Below are 18,343 nucleotides of genomic sequence, written 5' to 3' on the forward strand. Positions count from 1 at the left end.
CCGTGATTCAATCACAGGCTCTCTTAACGGTTGGTGGCTATGATGACCCTCTTCTTCCAAAACTGATTGCTGCCATTAATCAGGCTCAGGAAATAGAAGTTGCAGTTTCGTTTGTACGAATGAGCGGCTATGCCCTGCTATCAGGTGCATTAATAGACGCTCTTGAGCGGGGAGCAAAAATCAGCTTCCTAACGTCTGACTATCTTGGTGTTACAGAACCAGCTGCTCTACGCAGCCTGATGCTACTGAAAGAACGTGGCGCTGATATTCGCGCACATCAATATGCAGATGGTCAGAGCTTTCATATGAAGTCGTACATTTTTCTGCGTTCCCGGAAAGGTGAAAATATTGAAGGCTGCGCCTATATCGGTTCCAGTAATATCAGTAAAGCAGCACTGACAACCGGGCACGAATGGAACCTTCGGCTGGAGTGCAATGGCAGTAGCCATGACCCTTATGTTCAGCAATTCCAGCATGTTCGTCATCAGTTTGAGCAGATATTCCAGCACTCACAATCCTATACGTTGAGTCATGAATGGATCGCTGAGTACATAACACGATACCAGCAAAAAAAACTGATAGCTGTCGAGGCATTAACAGCAGAAGACGTTGAATCGCTGGAAATATCGCCTTCATCTGTGCAACAGGATGCACTGGCTGCTTTGTATAGCAGTAGAAAAGAGGGATACCAGAGAGGGCTTGTTGTGTTGGCAACAGGATTAGGCAAAACCTGGTTGTCTGCGTTTGACAGCATTCAAAGCAAGGCCGAAACAGTTCTCTTCGTTGCCCACAGGGAAGAAATTCTGCTTCAGGCAGAAGAAACCTTTGTTCGTCTTCGCCCCGAGGATAAAACCGGTTTTTATAACGGCAGTGAACAGACAACCGATGCTGATCTGCTGTTTGCATCTATCCAGACTCTGGGGAAAACGAACCACCTTGAGAAGTTCTCTCCCGACCACTTTGATTACATCGTGGTTGATGAATTTCATCATGCCAGTGCACAAACCTACCAACGATTGCTCAGCTACTTTAAACCCAAATTTTTGCTGGGTTTAACAGCCACACCAGAGCGAACCGATCAGGCCGACATCCTCAGCCTGTGCGACAATAATCTGGTTTTTGAACGTAATCTGTCTTTTGGTATTAATGCCAAATTGCTCTCACCTTTTCATTATTACGGCATACAAGATCAGCATGTTGATTATGAAGAAATCCCCTGGCGCAGCGGTCGATTTGATACAGAGACTTTAGCGACTGCCTTCGCCAGCAGGAGAAGAGCTAAGCATATTCTTGGACACTGGGAACAGAGAAAACAGAGTCGTACATTGGCTTTCTGTATATCGAAAAGTCATGCGGAGTTTATGGCTCATTTTTTCAGAAAGGCTGGCTACAAGTCTGCAGCCGTTTATAGTGGTTCTCAGACGCCTCGTAACCAGGCTCTATCAGAGCTGAGCAGCGGCACTCTTGATATTATCTTCTCCATAGACCTTTTCAATGAAGGTACTGACCTGCCTGCTATTGATACGCTTCTAATGTTGCGCCCAACAGAATCAAAAATCGTTTTTCTTCAACAGCTTGGCCGTGGCCTTCGTCTTTATGACAGAAAAGACCATCTGGTTGTTATCGACTTTATCGGTAACCACCAATCCTTTCTTCTTAAACCACTGGCACTCCATAATTGCAGTACCCCGGCTCAGCTGGCACAGACTATCAAAGAGCCAATGTTAACCCTGCCTGATAGCTGCCACGTCAACTACGAACCCATCGTTATAGATCTTCTGGGGAGAATGATACGAAAGCAGAAAGCGAATATTGACGATGAATATCAAAGCCTGAAATCCATACTTGGTTATCGCCCAACCGCAACCGAGTTCTATCACTACCTGAATCAGGCAGGGATTCCCTTCAATAAAGTACGGCAGCGGTATGGTAGTTGGTTCGAAATGCTGTCTGAACAGCAAGAACTAAAAACCGACGAAGATACTGCAGTCGCTGCTTTTAAAACCTTCTTATTAGATGCCGTAGAAAAAGCACCAATGACTAAATGCTTCAAAATGATTCTTCTGGAAGCATTTATAGAATTAGATGGTTTTGTTACTCCGCCAACCGAGCAGGAGCTGGCGGAAAGAAGCTGGTACATCCTGAGTCGCCGTCCTGACCTGCTCGCAAAAGATCTGCCAGAGCGTTTAGAGGGCGTTACAGCTGATAGCAAAGAATGGCTGAAATACTGGCGCAGTAATCCTATAAAAGCCTTTATCAGCGGTGAAAAACCATGGTTTTCTGTAGAATCCGGTTCATTCTCACTGACTCAGACTATTGAACCTGATCAGGCTATTTATCTCACGCAAATGACGCGAGAGTTGGTACAAATGAGATTAGAGCAGTATAAAAAGCGATAATGGCCAGTTTGGTATCATTTAAAGTCAGCATTCAGAGATAGGTAAAACTGATTCCCACATGCTGCTAATGAGTTTCGTACAAGCTAAAAAATACTTCCGTAGAAGAAACCTTTGAACCATTCTTTAAAGCAACCCGCCAGTCCTTCACCCAACAGGACAAAGGACTTCTGATTTTAGGTATCTGAACATCTTTAACACTTAACAAAAAGCAAAAGTATTCAGTTAAAAAAGTCTTTTTCAGTGCCGCAAGTTAAAAAATACTCAGCAGGTTTCCAATACTTAGCTCCCATCGTTTCTTCAAAACCCTGCAAAGTTTGTTTAACCTTACCTAAGCCAAGCTCTTTAGCGTATTGCATTGGTCCCCCTCTAAACCGTGGAAAGCCATACCCATTCAGCCAGATAACATCTATATCACTGGCCTTGTTAACAACACCCTCTTCAAGAATACGGGCACCTTCATTGATCAGAGCAAAAATCAGTCGATTCTGAATCTCCGTATTACTTATAGCCCGCTGTATGATATTCAGTCTGACAGATTCCCGAGTCAAAATATCTTCAACATCCGGATCATTCAGTGATTTACCATCGACGTACTTATAAAAACCGGCAGAGGTTTTTCGCCCCAGACGACCATTTTCAACCATCAGGTCAGCTGCTCTGAAATAGCGGGGATCATCGGGCAGGTTCGGGTTCTCACGGCGCGCCTTGTAGGCAATATCAATACCGGACATATCGTTAACTGCCAGCGGCCCCATAGCCATTCCCCAGGATTCCATGGCATGATCTATCTGCTCCGGGGTGGCTCCTTCGAGTAACAGCATATTGGCTTCACGGCCATAGCAGGCATACATACGATTACCGACAAAGCCATAACAATGTCCTACCGCAACACTGATCTTGCCAATATTCTTACCAACAGCCATGGCTGTAACCAGAGTTTGATCACTGGTTTGATCGGCTTTAACCACTTCAAGAAGCTTCATGATATTGGCCGGGCTGAAAAAATGCATACCCAGTACTTTCTCTGGCCGTTGAGTCGCTGCAGCTATCCGGTTTATATCCAGGTAAGAAGTATTGGATGCCAGAATAGCGTCAGGCTTACAGATCTGATCCAGCTGACTGAAGATCTCTTCCTTGACCGCCATACTCTCGAAAGCAGCTTCAATGACCAGATCACAGTCTGAAAGATCAGGGTAGGAACAACTGCCAGTGATCAGACTGATATTCGTCTGTCGCTGTTCTGTTGATAGACGACCACGACTCACAGACTGTTGATAGCGATCTGCAATGGCCTGCAAACCAGTCTGCAGCGATGCTTCGGTCATTTCCAGCATGTGAACAGAAAAGTCGGCTGAAGCAAAGCACATGGCAATGCCCTGCCCCATGGTTCCAGCACCAATCACTCCAATTCTGATGATTTTTTCAGGCTCAATGGACTTATCTATGTCTGGTAATAAAGACGCTTTTTTCTCGGCAAAAAAGGCATGGCGCATGGCTCTGGACTGTGCAGATTCACGACAATTAACAAACATCTCCCGCTCTTTGCTGATGCCCTCATTGAATGAAAGCTGTGTCGCATTTTCAACAGCAGTAACAATACATTGTTGTGCTTGTTGGCCTCTGGCCCTTTTCAGAAGTTTCTTTCGCCAGCCGTCAAAGTAATCCGTTGAAAGGTTTGAAGCTAAAACTGTCCTCTCGGGTATAGGAGTGACTGTTCGCTTTTCAGCAATAACACGTTGGGCAAAATTAATAGCTGCTTGCAAAACATTATCGCTCACCACCTCATCAACCAGTCCACTCTTGTCGTCACTTTTGAGCGCTACAGGTTTGCCACTGGTCATCATAGTCAACGCCTGTTCGACAGGCACAATTCTGGGGAGCAACTGAGTGCCATTTGAACCCGGAATAAGGCCAAGACTAACTTCTGGCAGGCCAACTTTTGTTCCTGCAATAGCTACTCGAAAATGACAGGACAAGGCCAGTTCAAAACCTCCGCCCAGAACACTGCCATGAAGAGCTGCCACTATAGGTTTAGGAAACGTTTGAAGCTTTGCTATTACCTCTGGCAACAAAGGTTCTTGCTGAGGTTTACCGAACTCGGAAATATCAGCTCCGGCAATAAAGGTTCTGCCTGCACAGGCTATAACAACAGCCTTAATCTGCTGATTTTTTGCAATCTCAGCCAGTACATTTACCAACCCTTCCCTGACACTATGGGAAAGAGCATTGACTGGCGGGTTATTAACCGTAATCACGGCTATGGATTCAGGATTGATGGTAAAGGTTATTGTTTTATTCATTCACTTTCCTGTGCCCACCAGTCTTCCAAGCTATTTCAAACCACCGAATCGATGATAAAAGTCAGCTCTGGGGTCTGGCAGGTGTCCATTAACACTTTCAAGGTTACTGGTGATGTAGCTGACCGAACGGTCTGTCAGCCTTCGATACAAACGGTGCAGCAAATCATGGGCTTCATAGCCAATCCAGCCATGGGGCAACATGGCATCTGGAAAGTTGGGATCACGCAGCAAAATACGCCGGAAGTCGTGAATCAGCATGGAACGCATTAAAAAACAGTCTTTGCCTGATGGCAGTTTACTGCTGGCATCCTGATGCCAGGGCCGGTAGAACTCTAGAAATTCACTGTACGAACGTTGCAGCTCGTCGATATTCCAGCGCTCTCTGGACAGCTCCCTGATAGCTTGAGTCGAATGGGCATCATCAGTACTGGCCGACATCACTATCACACTGTTGACCAGCCCCAATTCCAACAGTGTTTCGTCCAGTGAACGGCGATCCGGTGACGGATGGGCAAGAATGCCATTACTCAAGACATTGAAGCCCTGCCAACCAAGACTCTTGCGAAATTCATCTCGCTGTTCTTCCGAAACTGACACGGGAATAACCAGAGTCCAGCAGCCATTCCACTCCTGCTGACTGGAATGGTAGATACGCCTTGCCGCTTTTTCGTAGTGATTCTTCGCTGTTTCAGTAAAACAGTAATAACTACAGCGACCGACCTTTTTGGTCATCAGCCATTCACTCTGCACCAGCCGGTAAACGGCGGTTCTAACCAGTCGTTCGCTGAAACCAAAGGGTTTCATGGCATTAATCAGACTTCCCAGCCAGATCCAGCCACCATGCTGGGACACCACATCACCAAACACAGTAACAACCATAGACGTACAACTGATACTGCTGGCAGCAATACGCTGCTGAACCTGCTGCTCTTTGCTTTTTATTGCAGCCGCTTGTTTTTTTGGCACTGACGTCAATCCATCATTTAGTGATGACAGCATTGTAATCGCCTCATGTTTCCGGCTGCAAACGTACGAGCATAAGCCCTCTTAGCGCTGATCAAAATCCAGCTCGACTTCATCGGATACCGGGTGGGCCTGACAGCTCAGCACAAAACCAGCTTCCACCTCATGAAGTTCCAGGCCATGGCTGATATCCATATCCACCTGTCCCTTAACCAGTTTGCACTTACAGGTAGAGCAGACTCCAGCCTTGCAGGCATAAGGCAGCTCCATACCTTTATTGATTCCAGCATCCAGAATATTCTCCCCCACTGTCGCCAGATCAAATGAAATTGCCCTGCCATCAGCTCGGACAGTCACCTTGCTGGTTTTCTCTTCGCCATACTCATGAATCCTTTGTTGGGCTTTCCTTAGTCGTTCCTGAGCATCTTCAGCAGAAATGGCAAACAATTCATAGTGAATCTGTTCTTTCCCGAGACCTTCCAGACGAAAGCCTCTGGATACTTCCGACATCATGGATTCAGGGCCACAAATAAAGGCTTCATCAGTATTTCTGATGTCAATCAGTTTCATTTTCTGAAGCTGGTAACCTTTTTTGTTATCAATTCGGCCATTAAGAAGGTCAGTTCCCTGATCCTCCTGTGACATGATGTTGATCCACTTAAAGCGATTCAGATAAGCATTTTTCAAAAAACTGAGTTCTTCCCTGAACATGCTTCCATGAGTACTTTTGTTGCCATAAACAAGAGTCACATCACTGTTCGGTTCAGCAGTCAGCACAGTTCTTATATTGGATAGTATCGGTGTAATACCACTGCCAACCGCCAGAAACATATAGCTTTTACGGTGTTCAGGACAGGTAGCTACAGAGAAGCTGCCCTGTGGCGGCATAACATCGACAACCATGCCCGGTTTGAAATGGTCGTTGGCATGGTTGGAAAACAGCCCTCCCCTGATCCGCTTGATAGCGACACGCAATGAACCACCTGCTTCCGAGCAGATAGAGTAAGAACGTCGTACTTCTTTGTGATCAATGGCCGTTCTCAAAGTCAGAAACTGCCCCGGTGTAAATCGAAATCTTTCCTTAAGATGCTCCGGCACCTCGAAAATCACCGATACAGCGGTTTCTGTTTCCGGCTGAACACTGGCTATGCTCAGCGGATAAAATTGGGTATCCATAGCCTCACCTTATAATTATATTTTTTTGAAGTAGTCAAAAGGCTCGTCACAACTCTGGCATTGAAACAGAGCCTTGCAGGCCGTTGATCCGAACTCACTGACTCTGCGAGTATCTGCAGAGCTACATCTTGGACAGCTGACCCCTGTTTCCGGCGTCTCACTATCTTCACCAGTTTCAGGTGCATCATCAGGCGCAGCAATACCGTAAGCTCGTAACCCGGTTCGACCTTTTTCTGTCATCCATTCCGAGGTCCAGGCTGGCGCAAGTCGGGTTTTAACCTTTACCTGGTCAAATCCCTTTTGGTTCAGAGCTTCAGTGATATCGTCGCGCATCTGATCCATAGCGGGGCAGCCCGAGTATGTCGGTGTGATGGTCACCTGCACCCTGTTGCCCTCAAGACCAATATCCTGCAATACACCCATATCCCAGAGAGACAGAACTGGAATTTCGGGATCACTGACTTCATCAAGAATGTCCCAAAGTTGCTGGCAGGAGGACTCTATACGCACTCTTTCACGCTGATATCGGCTTTCCGACATCAGGGGGATTTTCTGGCAATCGTCGGTAGCGTTCATCACCGTTACCACTGACAATCAGGATGAGCACGATGAACACTTTGCATCACTGACAGCATCTGCCCCAGATGTTCAGTGTGATAACCCTGTCGTCCACCTCTCACAGCCCACTCTTCTTCAGGCAACTTCAGTGTGGCTTCTGTCAACACTTCACTGACATCGTTCAACCACTGTTGTTTGAATTCCTTGGTATTAACAGCAATACCTTTTTCAGCCAGTTCCAGCTCAAGCTGATCCTGTTCAAATAGTTCATGGGTGAACCCCCAGAGGTCGTCCAGAGCCTGCTGCATTTTCAGATGGCTTTCTTCGGTGCCATCACCTAATCTCAGCGTCCAGTGACGACTGCGACGCAGGTGGTAACGGGTTTCTTTCAAACCTTTTTCTGCAATAGCAGCCAGTGTTTGATCCCTGGAATCACAGAGTCTGGTCAAGTAATGCAGGTTGAAAGCATCAATCAATAGTTGTCGAATGGTGGTATTGGCAAAATCTCCTCTAGGCAGCTCATTAATCAGGTAATTCTGAAACTCTCTTTCACTGCGCATAAAAGCTAGGTCATCTTCAGTTTTACCGTCACCCATCAGTTCCGCTGCATAGCTGTACAGCATGCGAGCCCGGCCAATATAGTCCAGCGCTACATTGCCCAGAGCAATGTCTTCTTCAAGAAACGGTCCATAGCTAATCCACTCGGATACCCGGTGGCCAAGCACCATTGAGTCATCACCCAGTCGCGATGCATAGGTGATAATATTTTGCAGTTCATTGTTATCGCTCATGTCACGCACTCCTTACATGTTGCCCACTTCTTTGGGCAGCGGATAATAGGTGGCATGACGATATGGCTTGTCATCAGACGGATCGAAAAAACTACTGCTGTCGTCTTCCTGGGAAGCACAGATGTCTCTGGATTTCACTACCCAGATACTGACGCCTTCATTGCGACGGGTATAAACATCTCGGGCGTAGTCCATAGCCTGCTCATGATCTTCGGCATGCAGACTGCCAATATGTTTGTGATCCAGACCACGTTTGGAGCGAATAAATACTTCAAAAAGCTCAAGGTTCTCGAGAGTCATTTGCCTATCCTCAGTTGTTTTTATTCTTTTTTGCGTTATAAGCCAGTTGAGCGTCTCGAACCCAGGCTCCTTCTTCATGGGCCTTGATATGGTGTTGAATTCTTTGGCGGTTGCAGTACCCATCACCATTAATCACTTTGTAGAATTCATCCCAATTTATCTCACCACTGTCGTAATGACCTCGCTCTTCATTCCAGCGAATTTCTTTATCGGGATGCTCCAGACCCAGGTACTCAATCTGGGGAACCGTTTGATCGATAAACTTCTGACGAAGATCATCATTAGTTTCCCGCTTGATTTTCCATTTCATGGACTGTGCTGAATGAGCCGATTCAGTATCATGAGGACCAAACATCATTAACGCTGGCCAATAAAAGCGGTTCAGGGAGTCTTGTGCCATCTGCTTCTGCTCAGCTGACCCCTTAGCCAGAGCCAATATGGCCTGGTAGCCCTGACGCTGATGGAAACTCTCTTCCTTACATATTTTGATCATTGCCCGTGAATAAGGACCGTAAGAAGTGCGCTGCAGGGAAACCTGATTAACGATTGCAGCACCATCCACTAGCCAGCCAATAGCGCCTACATCGCCCCAGGTCTGAGTTGGATAGTTAAAAATCGATGCATATTTAGCCTTGCCACTTTGCAGAGCTTCAATCATTTCAGAACGAGAAATACCCAGTGATTCAGCAGCACTGTATAGATACAGACCATGTCCGGCTTCATCCTGAACCTTGGCCATTAACACGGCTTTTCGTCTTAGTGACGGAGCTCTGGTAATCCAGTTACCTTCAGGCTGTTCACCAATAACTTCAGAGTGCGCATGTTGTGAAATCTGGCGTATCAGGTTCTTGCGATAACCTTCGGGCATCCAGTCTTTCGGTTCTACTTTCTGTTCATCATCAACACGCTGTTGAAATCTGAAACCCAACTCTTCGGCAGCAAATCGGTATTCCGTCATCGTACCTTCCCGTCATTATTATTTTTTACTTATGATACATATTTATTTGATTATTTATATACTTGTATCATATAAGGTTAAAAATATAAGTCTCAATCACTTGAGACCTATTGATTACAGCGTTTTAAACCTTCTCTATGATCAAGGCAGTTCCCTGACCAACACCAATACACATACTACAGAGTCCATAACGCCCCCCTGTTCTGTGCAGCTGGTGCATCGCTGTAGTCACTAGTCGTGCACCACTGGCTCCCAGTGGATGCCCGAGAGCAATAGCCCCACCGTTAGGATTCACTCTTACTTCATCATCGTTCAGACCAAGATCACGAAGCACTGCCAGACTCTGGGAGGCAAAGGCCTCGTTTATTTCGATAACATCCATCTGCTCCAGAGAAAGGCCCGACTTCTCCAGTACCCTGCGAATAGCCGGTGCAGGACCAAAGCCCATGATCGATGGCTCCAGTCCTACCGTTGCCATACAGACAATCCGAGCTTTTGCCGTTAACTTGTGGGTTTCCAGTGCTGACTCCGAGGCCAGCAGCAGTGCACAGGCACCGTCGTTTACACCCGAGGCATTACCAGCAGTGACTGAACCATTCTCTCGAAAGGGAGTTCGTAGCCCGGCCAGAGTGTCGAGAGATGTTTCCCGTATGTGCTCGTCCCTGGAAAAGACCAGAGGCTCCTGCTTTCTGCGCGGAATGGATACCGTTACGGTTTCCACATCAAAGACCCCTGCCTCTCTGGCAGCCGCTGCCTTTCTTTGACTGTTGAAGGCAAACAGGTCCTGATCTTCCCGACTGATATTAAAGCGTTCGGCAACATTTTCCGCCGTCTCCGGCATTGAGTCAGTGCCGTACTGCTGCTTCAGCAGCTTATTGACAAAGCGCCAGCCAATGGTGGTATCAAATATCTCAGCACTGCGACTAAAAGCCGTTTCTGCCTTGGCCATGACAAAAGGGGCCCGGGACATGGATTCGACACCACCGGCAATCACCAGGTCCTGCTCACCACTGCGAATGGCTCTGGAACCAGTGCCGATAGCATCCATACCGGAGGCGCATAAACGATTGATGGTCATACCCGGTACAGTCTCCGGCAGTCCCGCCAGCAGCGCGCTCATTCTGGCAACATTACGGTTGTCTTCACCGGCCTGGTTGGCACAGCCATAATAGACGTCTTCAATCGCCTGCCAGTCCAGTGCAGGATTTCTCTCCATCAGTGCTTTAAGAGGTATGGCTCCCAGGTCATCGGCTCTGATCGAGGACAGACTGCCTCCATACCGGCCAAAAGGTGTTCTGACAGCATCACAAATATAGGCATTGGTCATTGTTATTATTCCCTTGTTCTACCTCAGTTACTGAGACACTACCGGCTTGTTCAGGCGGGCTGAGTTACCCTGAAACCTGGCTATCAACTTGTCGTCCTGATTGAAGACACTTATCTCGTAGATACCGGTGCGCTTGCCTTGATAGACAACGCTGGCTTTTGCCGTCAGTAGATCACCACGAAAAGCCGGGCGAATAAAATCGATGGAACAGTGAGCCGCTACTGCCACTTCATTGAAGGAGTTACAGGCAAAGGCAAAAGCCGAATCGGCTAAAGAAAAAATCATGCCGCCATGGCAGGTATCGTGACCATTGACCATGTCCTGTCGTACTTCCATGACCACTACCGAACAGCCTGGAGAAACTTGCTCGATCTTCATTCCGAGATTCTGCGAAACCAAATCCTCAGCAAACATGGTTTCAGCACATTGCTCAGCCAGTCTCCGGGCATCTTCTGTCGAGTTACTGTTCACCATTATTCGCCTCTGAAAACTGGCTTGCGTTTTTCCATAAAGGCCGCAACCCCTTCCCGGTAATCATGGCTCTGCCCAAGCTTTCTCATAGCATCCTTTTCCAGTTCCAGCTGGTGATGCAGTGAGTTCGAGAAGGATTCATTGAGCAGCTTTTTGGTCATTCCAAGGCCCAGTGTTGGCTGATTTGCCAGGTGCTCGGCCATATGAATGGTTTCTGGCATCAACTCGTCATCGCCCACACACTGCCAGATCATGCCCCACTGCTCTGCTTGCTCCGCACTCAGCTTATTGCCCAGCATGGCCAATGCTTTGGCCCTTGGCAGTCCAAGCATTCTCGGCAAATTCCAGGTTCCAGCAGAGTCAGGCACCAGACCTATTTTGCAGAAGGCCTGCACAAAACTGGCACTCTCCGCCGCAATCACAATATCGCAGGCCAGGGCAATACTGGCTCCCGCACCTGCTGCAACACCGTTGACAGCAGCAATCACCGGTTTTTCCAGTGTCATGATGTTGCGAATCAGCGGGTTATAGTTTTTCTCTACGGACTCTCCTAGATCCGGCACTTCATCCGCTGCCTTGACTGATCGATCGTTAAGATCCTGACCGGCACTGAAACCACGACCAGTCCCGGTAATGACCAGACACCTGACCTCAGTATTATCGCGGGCATCGCTCAGAGCCCGACGCACTTCCTCATGCATCAGGGTATTAAAACTGTTCAGGGTTTCGGGACGGTTCAGGGTCAGCAGGGCTACGCCTCTGGTTACTTCGTATACGATGGTTTCAAATGCCATATTCAAGATTCCTCGCTCCTGCTAGAGCTGTTATTAGAGTTATTTTCAGACGACAGGCTTGTGTTAATGTACGAGCACCATCATTTATAAAAAGAACAAGAACCATGCCTGTTTACGCTATTGAAGACCTGATTCCCGTTGTCGATCCATCAGCCTATATCCATCCAACAGCGGTTCTGATTGGTGATGTTATTATTGGCGCCCACTGTTACGTCGGTCCTAACGCTGTCCTCAGAGGCGACTTCGGCCGTATTGTTATGGAAGCTGGCAGTAATATTCAGGACACCTGTGTCGCCCATAGTTTTCCCAATAAAGATTGCATCATTGAACAGGATGGTCATATCGGTCATGGTGCCGTTCTCCATGGCTGCAGGGTCGGCCGCAATGCTCTGGTGGGTATGAATGCTGTTGTCATGGACGATGCCGTGATAGGAGCAGAGTCACTTGTAGCAGCTTCAGCCTTCGTAAAATCAGGCTTCAGCTGTCCACCTAGAAGTCTTCTGGCTGGCAGCCCTGCTACTGTTAAACGACAACTCAGCGATAAAGAAGTCGCCTGGAAGTCATCGGGAACAGAGGAATACCAGCACCTGACCAGAAGAAGCCATGAATCACTGCGGGAAGTGTCTGCTCTGATAGAAGTGCAGCAGAACAGACCCAGATTCATTGACAGCAGTCATAAACCTAAACAGTCATGACTCAAAACCGCTTTGAGTTCAGACAGTCTTCCCGAGAAGACTGTCTGCCAAATTCAGGCCGTTACTCTCCCCTTCGCTCCACAAGAGTCATAATGTCGTACAGGGCCACCATTTCCTGATTCTGGTTAATCACTTCCACATCCCAGACCACCACACCGGTTGATCGGTCTTCATCAGGCCTACGAGTTTTCTTGATCTTCTTTTTAACGGTAATTTTTACCTGAATGGTGTCACCAATACCGACCGGCTCAATAAAACGCAGATTTTCTAGACCATAGTTAGCCAGAACCGGGCCTGGAGCGGGCTCCACAAACATTCCCGCAGCGGCAGAAATCACGAAATAACCATGGGCAACCCGCTTACCAAACAGTGAATCCTTTGCAGCCTGCTCATCAAAATGAGCGTAGAAGTGATCGCCCGAGAGACAGCCGAAGTTAACAATATCCGCCTCAGTTACTGTACGACGATGGGTTAGCAAGCTCTCGCCGACCTGCAAGTCTTCGAAGTATTTTTTGAACGGATGAAGGTCGGTAGAAACGGTATCAGCACCGGCAATATATTCGCGGGAGATAGCCATCAGAGTGGTTGGAGAGCCCTGCAACGCAGTTCTCTGCATGTAGTGCTTGATGGCTCGACTGCCACCCAGCTCTTCACCACCACCAGCACGTCCGGGTCCACCGTGAACCAAAGCAGCCAGAGGTGAGCCGTGACCAGTTGATTCTTTGGCACAATCCCTGTTCAGAATGAGCATACGACCATGATAGGCGGCTGCTCCCATCACCAGCTTTCTGGCTTCATTATTATCATAAGTCACGATTGACCCTGCCAGGCTGCCTTTACCCAGTTGAGCCAGCTCAATAGCTTCATCGATATTGTTGTAAGGCATCAGGGTACTGACCGGGCCAAAGGCCTCTATGCTGTGAGGTGCATCAGTTTCAAAAGGTTTATCGCAGTAGAGCAGTGTTGGCGGATAAAAAGCACCAACTTCCGCATCTGCGGCAGTTACTTTCAGGTCAGAACTGTTTCCACCCAGCAGCAGATCACAATGTTCCTGTAACTGCGCTACCTTGTTCTGAACATCTTCCCGCTGAGAAATGCCAACCAGTGGCCCCATTCGTACACCTTCGGCAGACGGATCACCTACAGTCGTCTGACTGAGGCGCTTCTTAAGCGCTTCTGCCACGTCATCCACTTTATTTCTTGGCACAAAGATTCGGCGAATAGCTGTACACTTCTGCCCCGCCTTTACAGTCATCTCTTTACAGATTTCTTTGATAAACAATGAAAACTCGGGATCATCTTTCTGAACATTTTCGCCCAGAATAGAGCAGTTCAGTGAGTCGGCTTCCATATTGAATGGAATGCTGTTGGCAACAATATTGGGGTGGCTTTTAAGCATTTGTCCGGTTGAGGCTGAACCGGTAAATGTCACTACATCCTGCTCATTAAGCTGATCCAGAAGATCTCCGGTACTGCCACAAATCAGCTGCAACGAACCTTCAGGCAACAGACCTGATTCAATAATCATCTGGACCATGGCTTCCGTAAGATAAGCAGATGCAGTTCCCGGCTTAACAATCACGGGCATACCGGCAATCAGGCTTGGTGCAATTTTTTCCAGCATGCCCCAGCAGGGAAAGTTAAAGGCGTTGATATGTAACGACACGCCCGGCTTGGCGGTAAGAATGTGCTGACCAACGAAGGTGCCTTCAGCAGACAGCCGCTCCGGAGCACCTTCAACAATGAACGTTTCATTAGCAAATTCACGACGGGCGATGGATGAATAGGAAAACATGGTTCCTATACCACCCTCTATATCAATCCAGCTGTCTGTCTTTGTGGCACCCGTACGAGAAGACACTTCATAAAGTTCTTTCTTTCGGGACATCAGTACCTTGCCAAGTTCTTTCAAGGCATTGGCACGTTCATGAATGGTCATTGCCCGCAGAGCTTTACCGCCCAAATTCCGACCATGTTCAACAACTTGGCCAAAATCGATACCGGTACTGTCGACGATACTGACTGTTTCTCCTGTAACTGCATGTTTAACATCTATGCCCTGGCCAGTGCCTGCGAACCACTCACCATATACATAACTTTGTGTTTTCATACAGTCTTCCTTTCTTATCCTGTTGCCTGGTACTCACCCATACCTGTAAATCCGGGCACTTACTTCAGGCTTTTGTCGTTTTTATTTTGAAAGTTATGATACACATTAATTGATATGGATCAAATTTATGTATTATATTCACCGACAGAAAGAGAAAAACAAAAATAACCAGAAATCACGGGCACGGAATGTCGAATAACTCTAATAAAAAGTTACTACCGGGACTTGAAGCCATTGAGACTGCCAGTATCGATGAGATTCGCAGCCTTCAACTGAGTCGTTTGCGCAAAACTCTTGAACACGCCTATAACAACTCACCGGTATATCGAAACAAGTTTGATCAGGCTGGCGTCCACCCGGACGACCTGAAAGATTTGAGTGATCTCGCAAAATTTCCTTTCACCAGTAAGGCTGACCTCAGAGACAACTATCCATTTGGTATGTTTGCCCTGCCGCAGAAGGATATCGTTCGCATCCATGCTTCCAGTGGCACAACAGGTAAACCTACTGTAGTGGGTTACTCAAAAAATGATATAAGCATTTGGTCGGACGTTGTTGCCCGTTCAATTTATGCAGCAGGTGGCCGTCCGGAAGATAAAGTGCATATTTCCTATGGCTATGGATTGTTCACTGGCGGACTGGGCGCTCACTATGGTGCTGAACGCTTGGGCTGCACTGTCATCCCTATGAGTGGCGGTCAGACAGAAAAGCAGGTGCAGCTGATCAAAGATTTCGACCCTGACATTATTATGGTAACGCCGTCTTATATGCTGAATATTGCAGATGAAATGGAGCGTGAAGACATTGATCCACACAAGTGTTCACTGAGAGTTGGTATTTTCGGTGCAGAACCCTGGACCAATGCGATGCGTCAGGATATTGAACAGCGACTGAATATTGATGCTGTTGATATTTATGGTCTATCCGAAGTCATGGGGCCAGGCGTTGCTCAAGAGTGTGTCGAAGCTAAAGATGGTCCAATTATCTGGGAAGATCATTTCTACCCGGAAATCATTGACCCGAAAACCGGTGAAGTATTGCCCGACGGTGAAGAGGGAGAGCTGGTTTTCACCAGCCTGACCAAGGAAGCCATGCCTGTAATTCGTTATCGTACCCGTGACCTTACCCGCCTCTTGCCAGGCACATCCAGAAGCATGCGCCGTATGGATAAAATCACCGGGCGCAGTGATGACATGCTGATTATTCGTGGTGTAAACGTATTCCCGACCCAGATTGAGGAACAAATCTGTAATATTGAAGAACTGACACCGCACTATATGATCGAAGTAAACAAGACTGGCAACATGGACACAGTTAGAGTCAGTGTTGAAAGCGGGCTTAGCAACTCGACTGAACTGAATCAGCAGCTGGCCTCATCCCTGCGCCACAAGATCAAATCCTACATAGGCATATCCGCCAGTATTGATATCGTTGAACCTGGAGAGCTGCCACGCTCTGAGGGTAAGGCGAAAAGAGTTATAGATAATCGTTAAAGCTGCTCATTAGAGATGGAAAAGCCAGCATCACGCTGGCTTTTTTAATGGTCGACGATAGAAACCTGGCTCTAGTGCAGCCAAACGCTTGACCTCATACTAATAATACGCAGGTTATCCCCGCGCAAGCGGGGATAACGACTGCACGTATATCAGGGCTTTCCTGCACTAGTGACTGTAAAGCAACCCCGGTAACCAAAGAGAAATAGCCGGTACCAGAAGTAGCAGCACTAATCGCACTATATCAGCACACCAGAAGGGTGTAACACCACGAAAAATAGTACTGGTCTTGATGTCTTTGATAACACTGCTCAACACAAAGATATTCAATCCTACCGGTGGCGTAATCAGACTGATCTCGGTTACAACCACAACGATTATTCCAAACCAGACCAGGTCAAACCCCATACTCTGCACCAAGGGAAAGAACACGGGCACCGTCAACAACAACATAGACAGGCTTTCGAACACCGTTCCCAATATGATGTAAATGGCAATAATGGCCAGCATCACGAGAAAAGGTTCAGCGCCCACCGATTGAATCAGACCCACCAGTTCCTGAGGCAAGCCAGCCCTGTTAACGAAGTTGGAATAGATCAGTGCACCTATTATCACCCCGAACAGCATAGTCGAAGTTCGTGCTGTTTCGATAAGGATTTCCTTTAAAACAGCAAGCGTTAGGGTTCCCCGAAACAGAGCAATAAAGAAGGCTCCGGCTGCGCCAATACCAGCGGCTTCTGTAGGTGTAAATATACCGCCATAGATCCCCCCCATTACCAGCGCAAACAGACCCAGTATTGACGACACTGACCGTAAGGCATGCCACTTTTCCTTACTGGATAACTTCTCTCCTGCAGGGCCCGCCTTCGGATTGCGCCATACGACATAACGGGTCGCCAGCATATAAAAAACAATGCCCAGTAAACCTGGCAGGAAGCCTGCGGCAAACAGATCACGAATACTCTGCTCGGTCAGAACACCGTAGATTATCAGAATGACACTGGGAGGAATCAGAATCCCTAAAGTTCCACCCGCAGCAATGGAGGCTGAAGCCAGAGCATCGGAATAGCCATACTTGCGCATGGATGGCATGGCTACCTTGGCCATAGTGGCAGAAGTTGCCAGGCTGGAACCGGAAATAGCCGAGAAGCCACCGCAGGCAGCGACGGTAGCCATTGCCAGGCCGCCCCGCTTATGTCCAAGAAAGGCATAACAGGCTTTGTACAGTTCCTGCGAAAGACCTGCGCGGGTAATAAAATTACCCATCAGGATAAACATCGGGATAACCGACAGGCCATAATCCTGAGCAGTATCAATCATACGACGAGCACTGACTGAAAGAGCCCCGTTGAAATTCCAGTCGCCCAGAGCCGCATAGCCAATAAAACCAATTGTACCCATCGCGAAAGCAATGGGCATGCGCAATAGAATAAGAAACATCAGGGCCGCGAAGCCGATCAGAGTGATTGTCATGCGGGTTACTCCTGATTCTCGTACTCTTTGTCCACCAGCCGGGTAATGACCAGTACAAACGCCGTCACCGATGTCAGAAAACAGGATGCAGCGATAAAGTGAATGAAGTAGCTGACCGGAATTTCCAGATACTCGGTCACCTCTTCGTAGCCGGCCGCCCTATCTGCCAATCCCCAGACCTTCATACCAATGACAGCGAGACTGGAACCAATGCAAAGATCAAAGAACATATCACGGACTTTCTTTAACCCTTCTGGAAATAGGTTATCGATCAGATCGACGACAATGTGTTCCTTGCGCCAGGTAATCAGAGGCATAGCGGAAAAGATCAGACAACCGAGCAACAGCTCGGTAATTTCGACACTACCAATCAAAGGGCTGTCAAATAGATACCGACCCAAAACATCGATACAGGTCACTACCATCAGGAAAAACAGTACACTGGCAGCGAACCATTTCAGGAGCCACTCGAAGCGCATGGCTCCGAGCTCCCAAAACCGGATCAGTGTGATAACGGTCTCTTTCATTACTGCCT

General features: G+C 47.7%; 16 protein-coding genes. 3 read left to right on the forward strand and 13 right to left on the reverse strand.

Features of this window, described 5'->3' with window-relative positions; genetic code table 11:
- Nucleotides 1-2: 2 nt before the first annotated feature.
- On the forward strand, nucleotides 3-2,399 hold the full coding sequence (locus EOPP23_RS11440; protein WP_153766121.1) for a DEAD/DEAH box helicase family protein: 2,397 nt from the start codon (nucleotides 3-5) through the stop codon (nucleotides 2,397-2,399).
- A 218-nt stretch (nucleotides 2,400-2,617) separates the two neighbouring features.
- On the opposite strand, the gene EOPP23_RS11445 is transcribed toward EOPP23_RS11440, so the two are convergent.
- The 10 genes from EOPP23_RS11445 to paaG all read right to left on the reverse strand — a co-directional run bounded on the left by EOPP23_RS11445 (nucleotide 2,618) and on the right by paaG (nucleotide 12,037).
- The gene (locus tag EOPP23_RS11445; RefSeq protein WP_153766122.1) at nucleotides 2,618-4,699 is read right to left on the reverse strand and encodes a 3-hydroxyacyl-CoA dehydrogenase NAD-binding domain-containing protein; all 2,082 of its coding nucleotides are present in this window, start codon (nucleotides 4,697-4,699) and stop codon (nucleotides 2,618-2,620) included.
- 30 nt (nucleotides 4,700-4,729) lie between these two features.
- Nucleotides 4,730-5,698, reverse strand: a complete 969-nt coding sequence (paaX, locus tag EOPP23_RS11450) for a phenylacetic acid degradation operon negative regulatory protein PaaX (RefSeq protein WP_153766123.1) — start codon at nucleotides 5,696-5,698, stop codon at nucleotides 4,730-4,732.
- A 48-nt stretch (nucleotides 5,699-5,746) separates the two neighbouring features.
- Complete coding sequence (locus EOPP23_RS11455) at nucleotides 5,747-6,838, reverse strand: 2Fe-2S iron-sulfur cluster-binding protein (RefSeq protein ID WP_153766124.1); 1,092 nt, start codon at nucleotides 6,836-6,838, stop codon at nucleotides 5,747-5,749.
- 15 nt (nucleotides 6,839-6,853) lie between these two features.
- The gene (gene paaD, locus EOPP23_RS11460; RefSeq protein WP_153766125.1) at nucleotides 6,854-7,414 is read right to left on the reverse strand and encodes a 1,2-phenylacetyl-CoA epoxidase subunit PaaD; all 561 of its coding nucleotides are present in this window, start codon (nucleotides 7,412-7,414) and stop codon (nucleotides 6,854-6,856) included.
- A gap of 5 nt (nucleotides 7,415-7,419) precedes the next feature.
- Nucleotides 7,420-8,187: a 1,2-phenylacetyl-CoA epoxidase subunit PaaC gene (paaC, locus tag EOPP23_RS11465; protein ID WP_153766126.1), complete on the reverse strand. Its 768-nt coding sequence runs from the start codon at nucleotides 8,185-8,187 to the stop codon at nucleotides 7,420-7,422.
- A gap of 12 nt (nucleotides 8,188-8,199) precedes the next feature.
- Nucleotides 8,200-8,487 carry a 1,2-phenylacetyl-CoA epoxidase subunit PaaB gene (gene paaB / locus EOPP23_RS11470; protein WP_153766127.1) on the reverse strand — a complete coding sequence of 96 codons (288 nt, stop codon included), beginning with the start codon at nucleotides 8,485-8,487 and terminating at the stop codon, nucleotides 8,200-8,202.
- Between the two features lie 10 nt (nucleotides 8,488-8,497).
- Nucleotides 8,498-9,445, reverse strand: a complete 948-nt coding sequence (gene paaA / locus EOPP23_RS11475) for a 1,2-phenylacetyl-CoA epoxidase subunit PaaA (RefSeq protein WP_153766128.1) — start codon at nucleotides 9,443-9,445, stop codon at nucleotides 8,498-8,500.
- A 124-nt stretch (nucleotides 9,446-9,569) separates the two neighbouring features.
- Nucleotides 9,570-10,772, reverse strand: coding sequence for a 3-oxoadipyl-CoA thiolase (gene pcaF, locus EOPP23_RS11480; protein ID WP_153766129.1), 1,203 nt, complete (start codon nucleotides 10,770-10,772; stop codon nucleotides 9,570-9,572).
- A gap of 27 nt (nucleotides 10,773-10,799) precedes the next feature.
- Complete coding sequence (paaI, locus tag EOPP23_RS11485) at nucleotides 10,800-11,246, reverse strand: hydroxyphenylacetyl-CoA thioesterase PaaI (RefSeq protein WP_153766130.1); 447 nt, start codon at nucleotides 11,244-11,246, stop codon at nucleotides 10,800-10,802.
- A complete protein-coding gene (gene paaG, locus EOPP23_RS11490; protein WP_153766131.1) occupies nucleotides 11,246-12,037 on the reverse strand; it encodes a 2-(1,2-epoxy-1,2-dihydrophenyl)acetyl-CoA isomerase PaaG in 792 nt (263 codons plus the stop codon). Before paaG ends, paaI begins: the two co-directional genes overlap by 1 nt.
- A 104-nt stretch (nucleotides 12,038-12,141) precedes the next feature.
- Between paaG and EOPP23_RS11495 the strand changes: the two genes are divergently transcribed.
- A complete protein-coding gene (locus EOPP23_RS11495; protein WP_153766132.1) occupies nucleotides 12,142-12,732 on the forward strand; it encodes a phenylacetic acid degradation protein PaaY in 591 nt (196 codons plus the stop codon).
- 61 nt (nucleotides 12,733-12,793) lie between these two features.
- Here the strand turns inward: EOPP23_RS11495 and paaZ are convergent, their stop codons facing one another.
- Nucleotides 12,794-14,842 (reverse strand): phenylacetic acid degradation bifunctional protein PaaZ, encoded by a 2,049-nt coding sequence (gene paaZ, locus EOPP23_RS11500; protein WP_153766133.1) that lies wholly within the window; start codon nucleotides 14,840-14,842, stop codon nucleotides 12,794-12,796.
- A gap of 188 nt (nucleotides 14,843-15,030) precedes the next feature.
- On the opposite strand from paaZ, the gene paaK reads away from it, so the two are divergent.
- Complete coding sequence (paaK, locus tag EOPP23_RS11505) at nucleotides 15,031-16,335, forward strand: phenylacetate--CoA ligase PaaK (RefSeq protein ID WP_153766134.1); 1,305 nt, start codon at nucleotides 15,031-15,033, stop codon at nucleotides 16,333-16,335.
- 168 nt (nucleotides 16,336-16,503) lie between these two features.
- Here paaK and EOPP23_RS11510 read toward each other — a convergent pair whose 3' ends face one another.
- Together EOPP23_RS11510 and EOPP23_RS11515 are read right to left on the reverse strand one after the other, a co-directional pair.
- The gene (locus EOPP23_RS11510; protein ID WP_153766135.1) at nucleotides 16,504-17,808 is read right to left on the reverse strand and encodes a TRAP transporter large permease; all 1,305 of its coding nucleotides are present in this window, start codon (nucleotides 17,806-17,808) and stop codon (nucleotides 16,504-16,506) included.
- Between the two features lie 5 nt (nucleotides 17,809-17,813).
- Nucleotides 17,814-18,335 (reverse strand): TRAP transporter small permease, encoded by a 522-nt coding sequence (locus EOPP23_RS11515; protein WP_153766136.1) that lies wholly within the window; start codon nucleotides 18,333-18,335, stop codon nucleotides 17,814-17,816.
- Nucleotides 18,336-18,343: the final 8 nt, after the last annotated feature.

Source organism: Endozoicomonas sp. OPT23 (assembly GCF_009653635.1).
GTDB lineage: Bacteria > Pseudomonadota > Gammaproteobacteria > Pseudomonadales > Endozoicomonadaceae > Endozoicomonas_A.

Bases quoted from the DNA above. Each gene is read 5' to 3' on its own strand.
- EOPP23_RS11455 (WP_153766124.1), bottom strand. From the start codon at position 6,838: ATGGATACCCAATTTTATCCGCTGAGCATAGCCAGTGTTCAGCCGGAA.
- EOPP23_RS11495 (WP_153766132.1), top strand. From the start codon at position 12,142: ATGCCTGTTTACGCTATTGAAGACCTGATTCCCGTTGTCGATCCATCA.
- paaG (WP_153766131.1), bottom strand. From the start codon at position 12,037: ATGGCATTTGAAACCATCGTATACGAAGTAACCAGAGGCGTAGCCCTG.
- paaB (WP_153766127.1), bottom strand. From the start codon at position 8,487: ATGACTCTCGAGAACCTTGAGCTTTTTGAAGTATTTATTCGCTCCAAA.
- paaK (WP_153766134.1), top strand. From the start codon at position 15,031: ATGTCGAATAACTCTAATAAAAAGTTACTACCGGGACTTGAAGCCATT.
- paaC (WP_153766126.1), bottom strand. From the start codon at position 8,187: ATGAGCGATAACAATGAACTGCAAAATATTATCACCTATGCATCGCGA.
- pcaF (WP_153766129.1), bottom strand. From the start codon at position 10,772: ATGACCAATGCCTATATTTGTGATGCTGTCAGAACACCTTTTGGCCGG.
- paaA (WP_153766128.1), bottom strand. From the start codon at position 9,445: ATGACGGAATACCGATTTGCTGCCGAAGAGTTGGGTTTCAGATTTCAA.
- EOPP23_RS11515 (WP_153766136.1), bottom strand. From the start codon at position 18,335: ATGAAAGAGACCGTTATCACACTGATCCGGTTTTGGGAGCTCGGAGCC.
- paaD (WP_153766125.1), bottom strand. From the start codon at position 7,414: ATGAACGCTACCGACGATTGCCAGAAAATCCCCCTGATGTCGGAAAGC.
- paaZ (WP_153766133.1), bottom strand. From the start codon at position 14,842: ATGAAAACACAAAGTTATGTATATGGTGAGTGGTTCGCAGGCACTGGC.
- EOPP23_RS11445 (WP_153766122.1), bottom strand. From the start codon at position 4,699: ATGAATAAAACAATAACCTTTACCATCAATCCTGAATCCATAGCCGTG.
- paaX (WP_153766123.1), bottom strand. From the start codon at position 5,698: ATGCTGTCATCACTAAATGATGGATTGACGTCAGTGCCAAAAAAACAA.
- EOPP23_RS11510 (WP_153766135.1), bottom strand. From the start codon at position 17,808: ATGACAATCACTCTGATCGGCTTCGCGGCCCTGATGTTTCTTATTCTA.
- paaI (WP_153766130.1), bottom strand. From the start codon at position 11,246: ATGGTGAACAGTAACTCGACAGAAGATGCCCGGAGACTGGCTGAGCAA.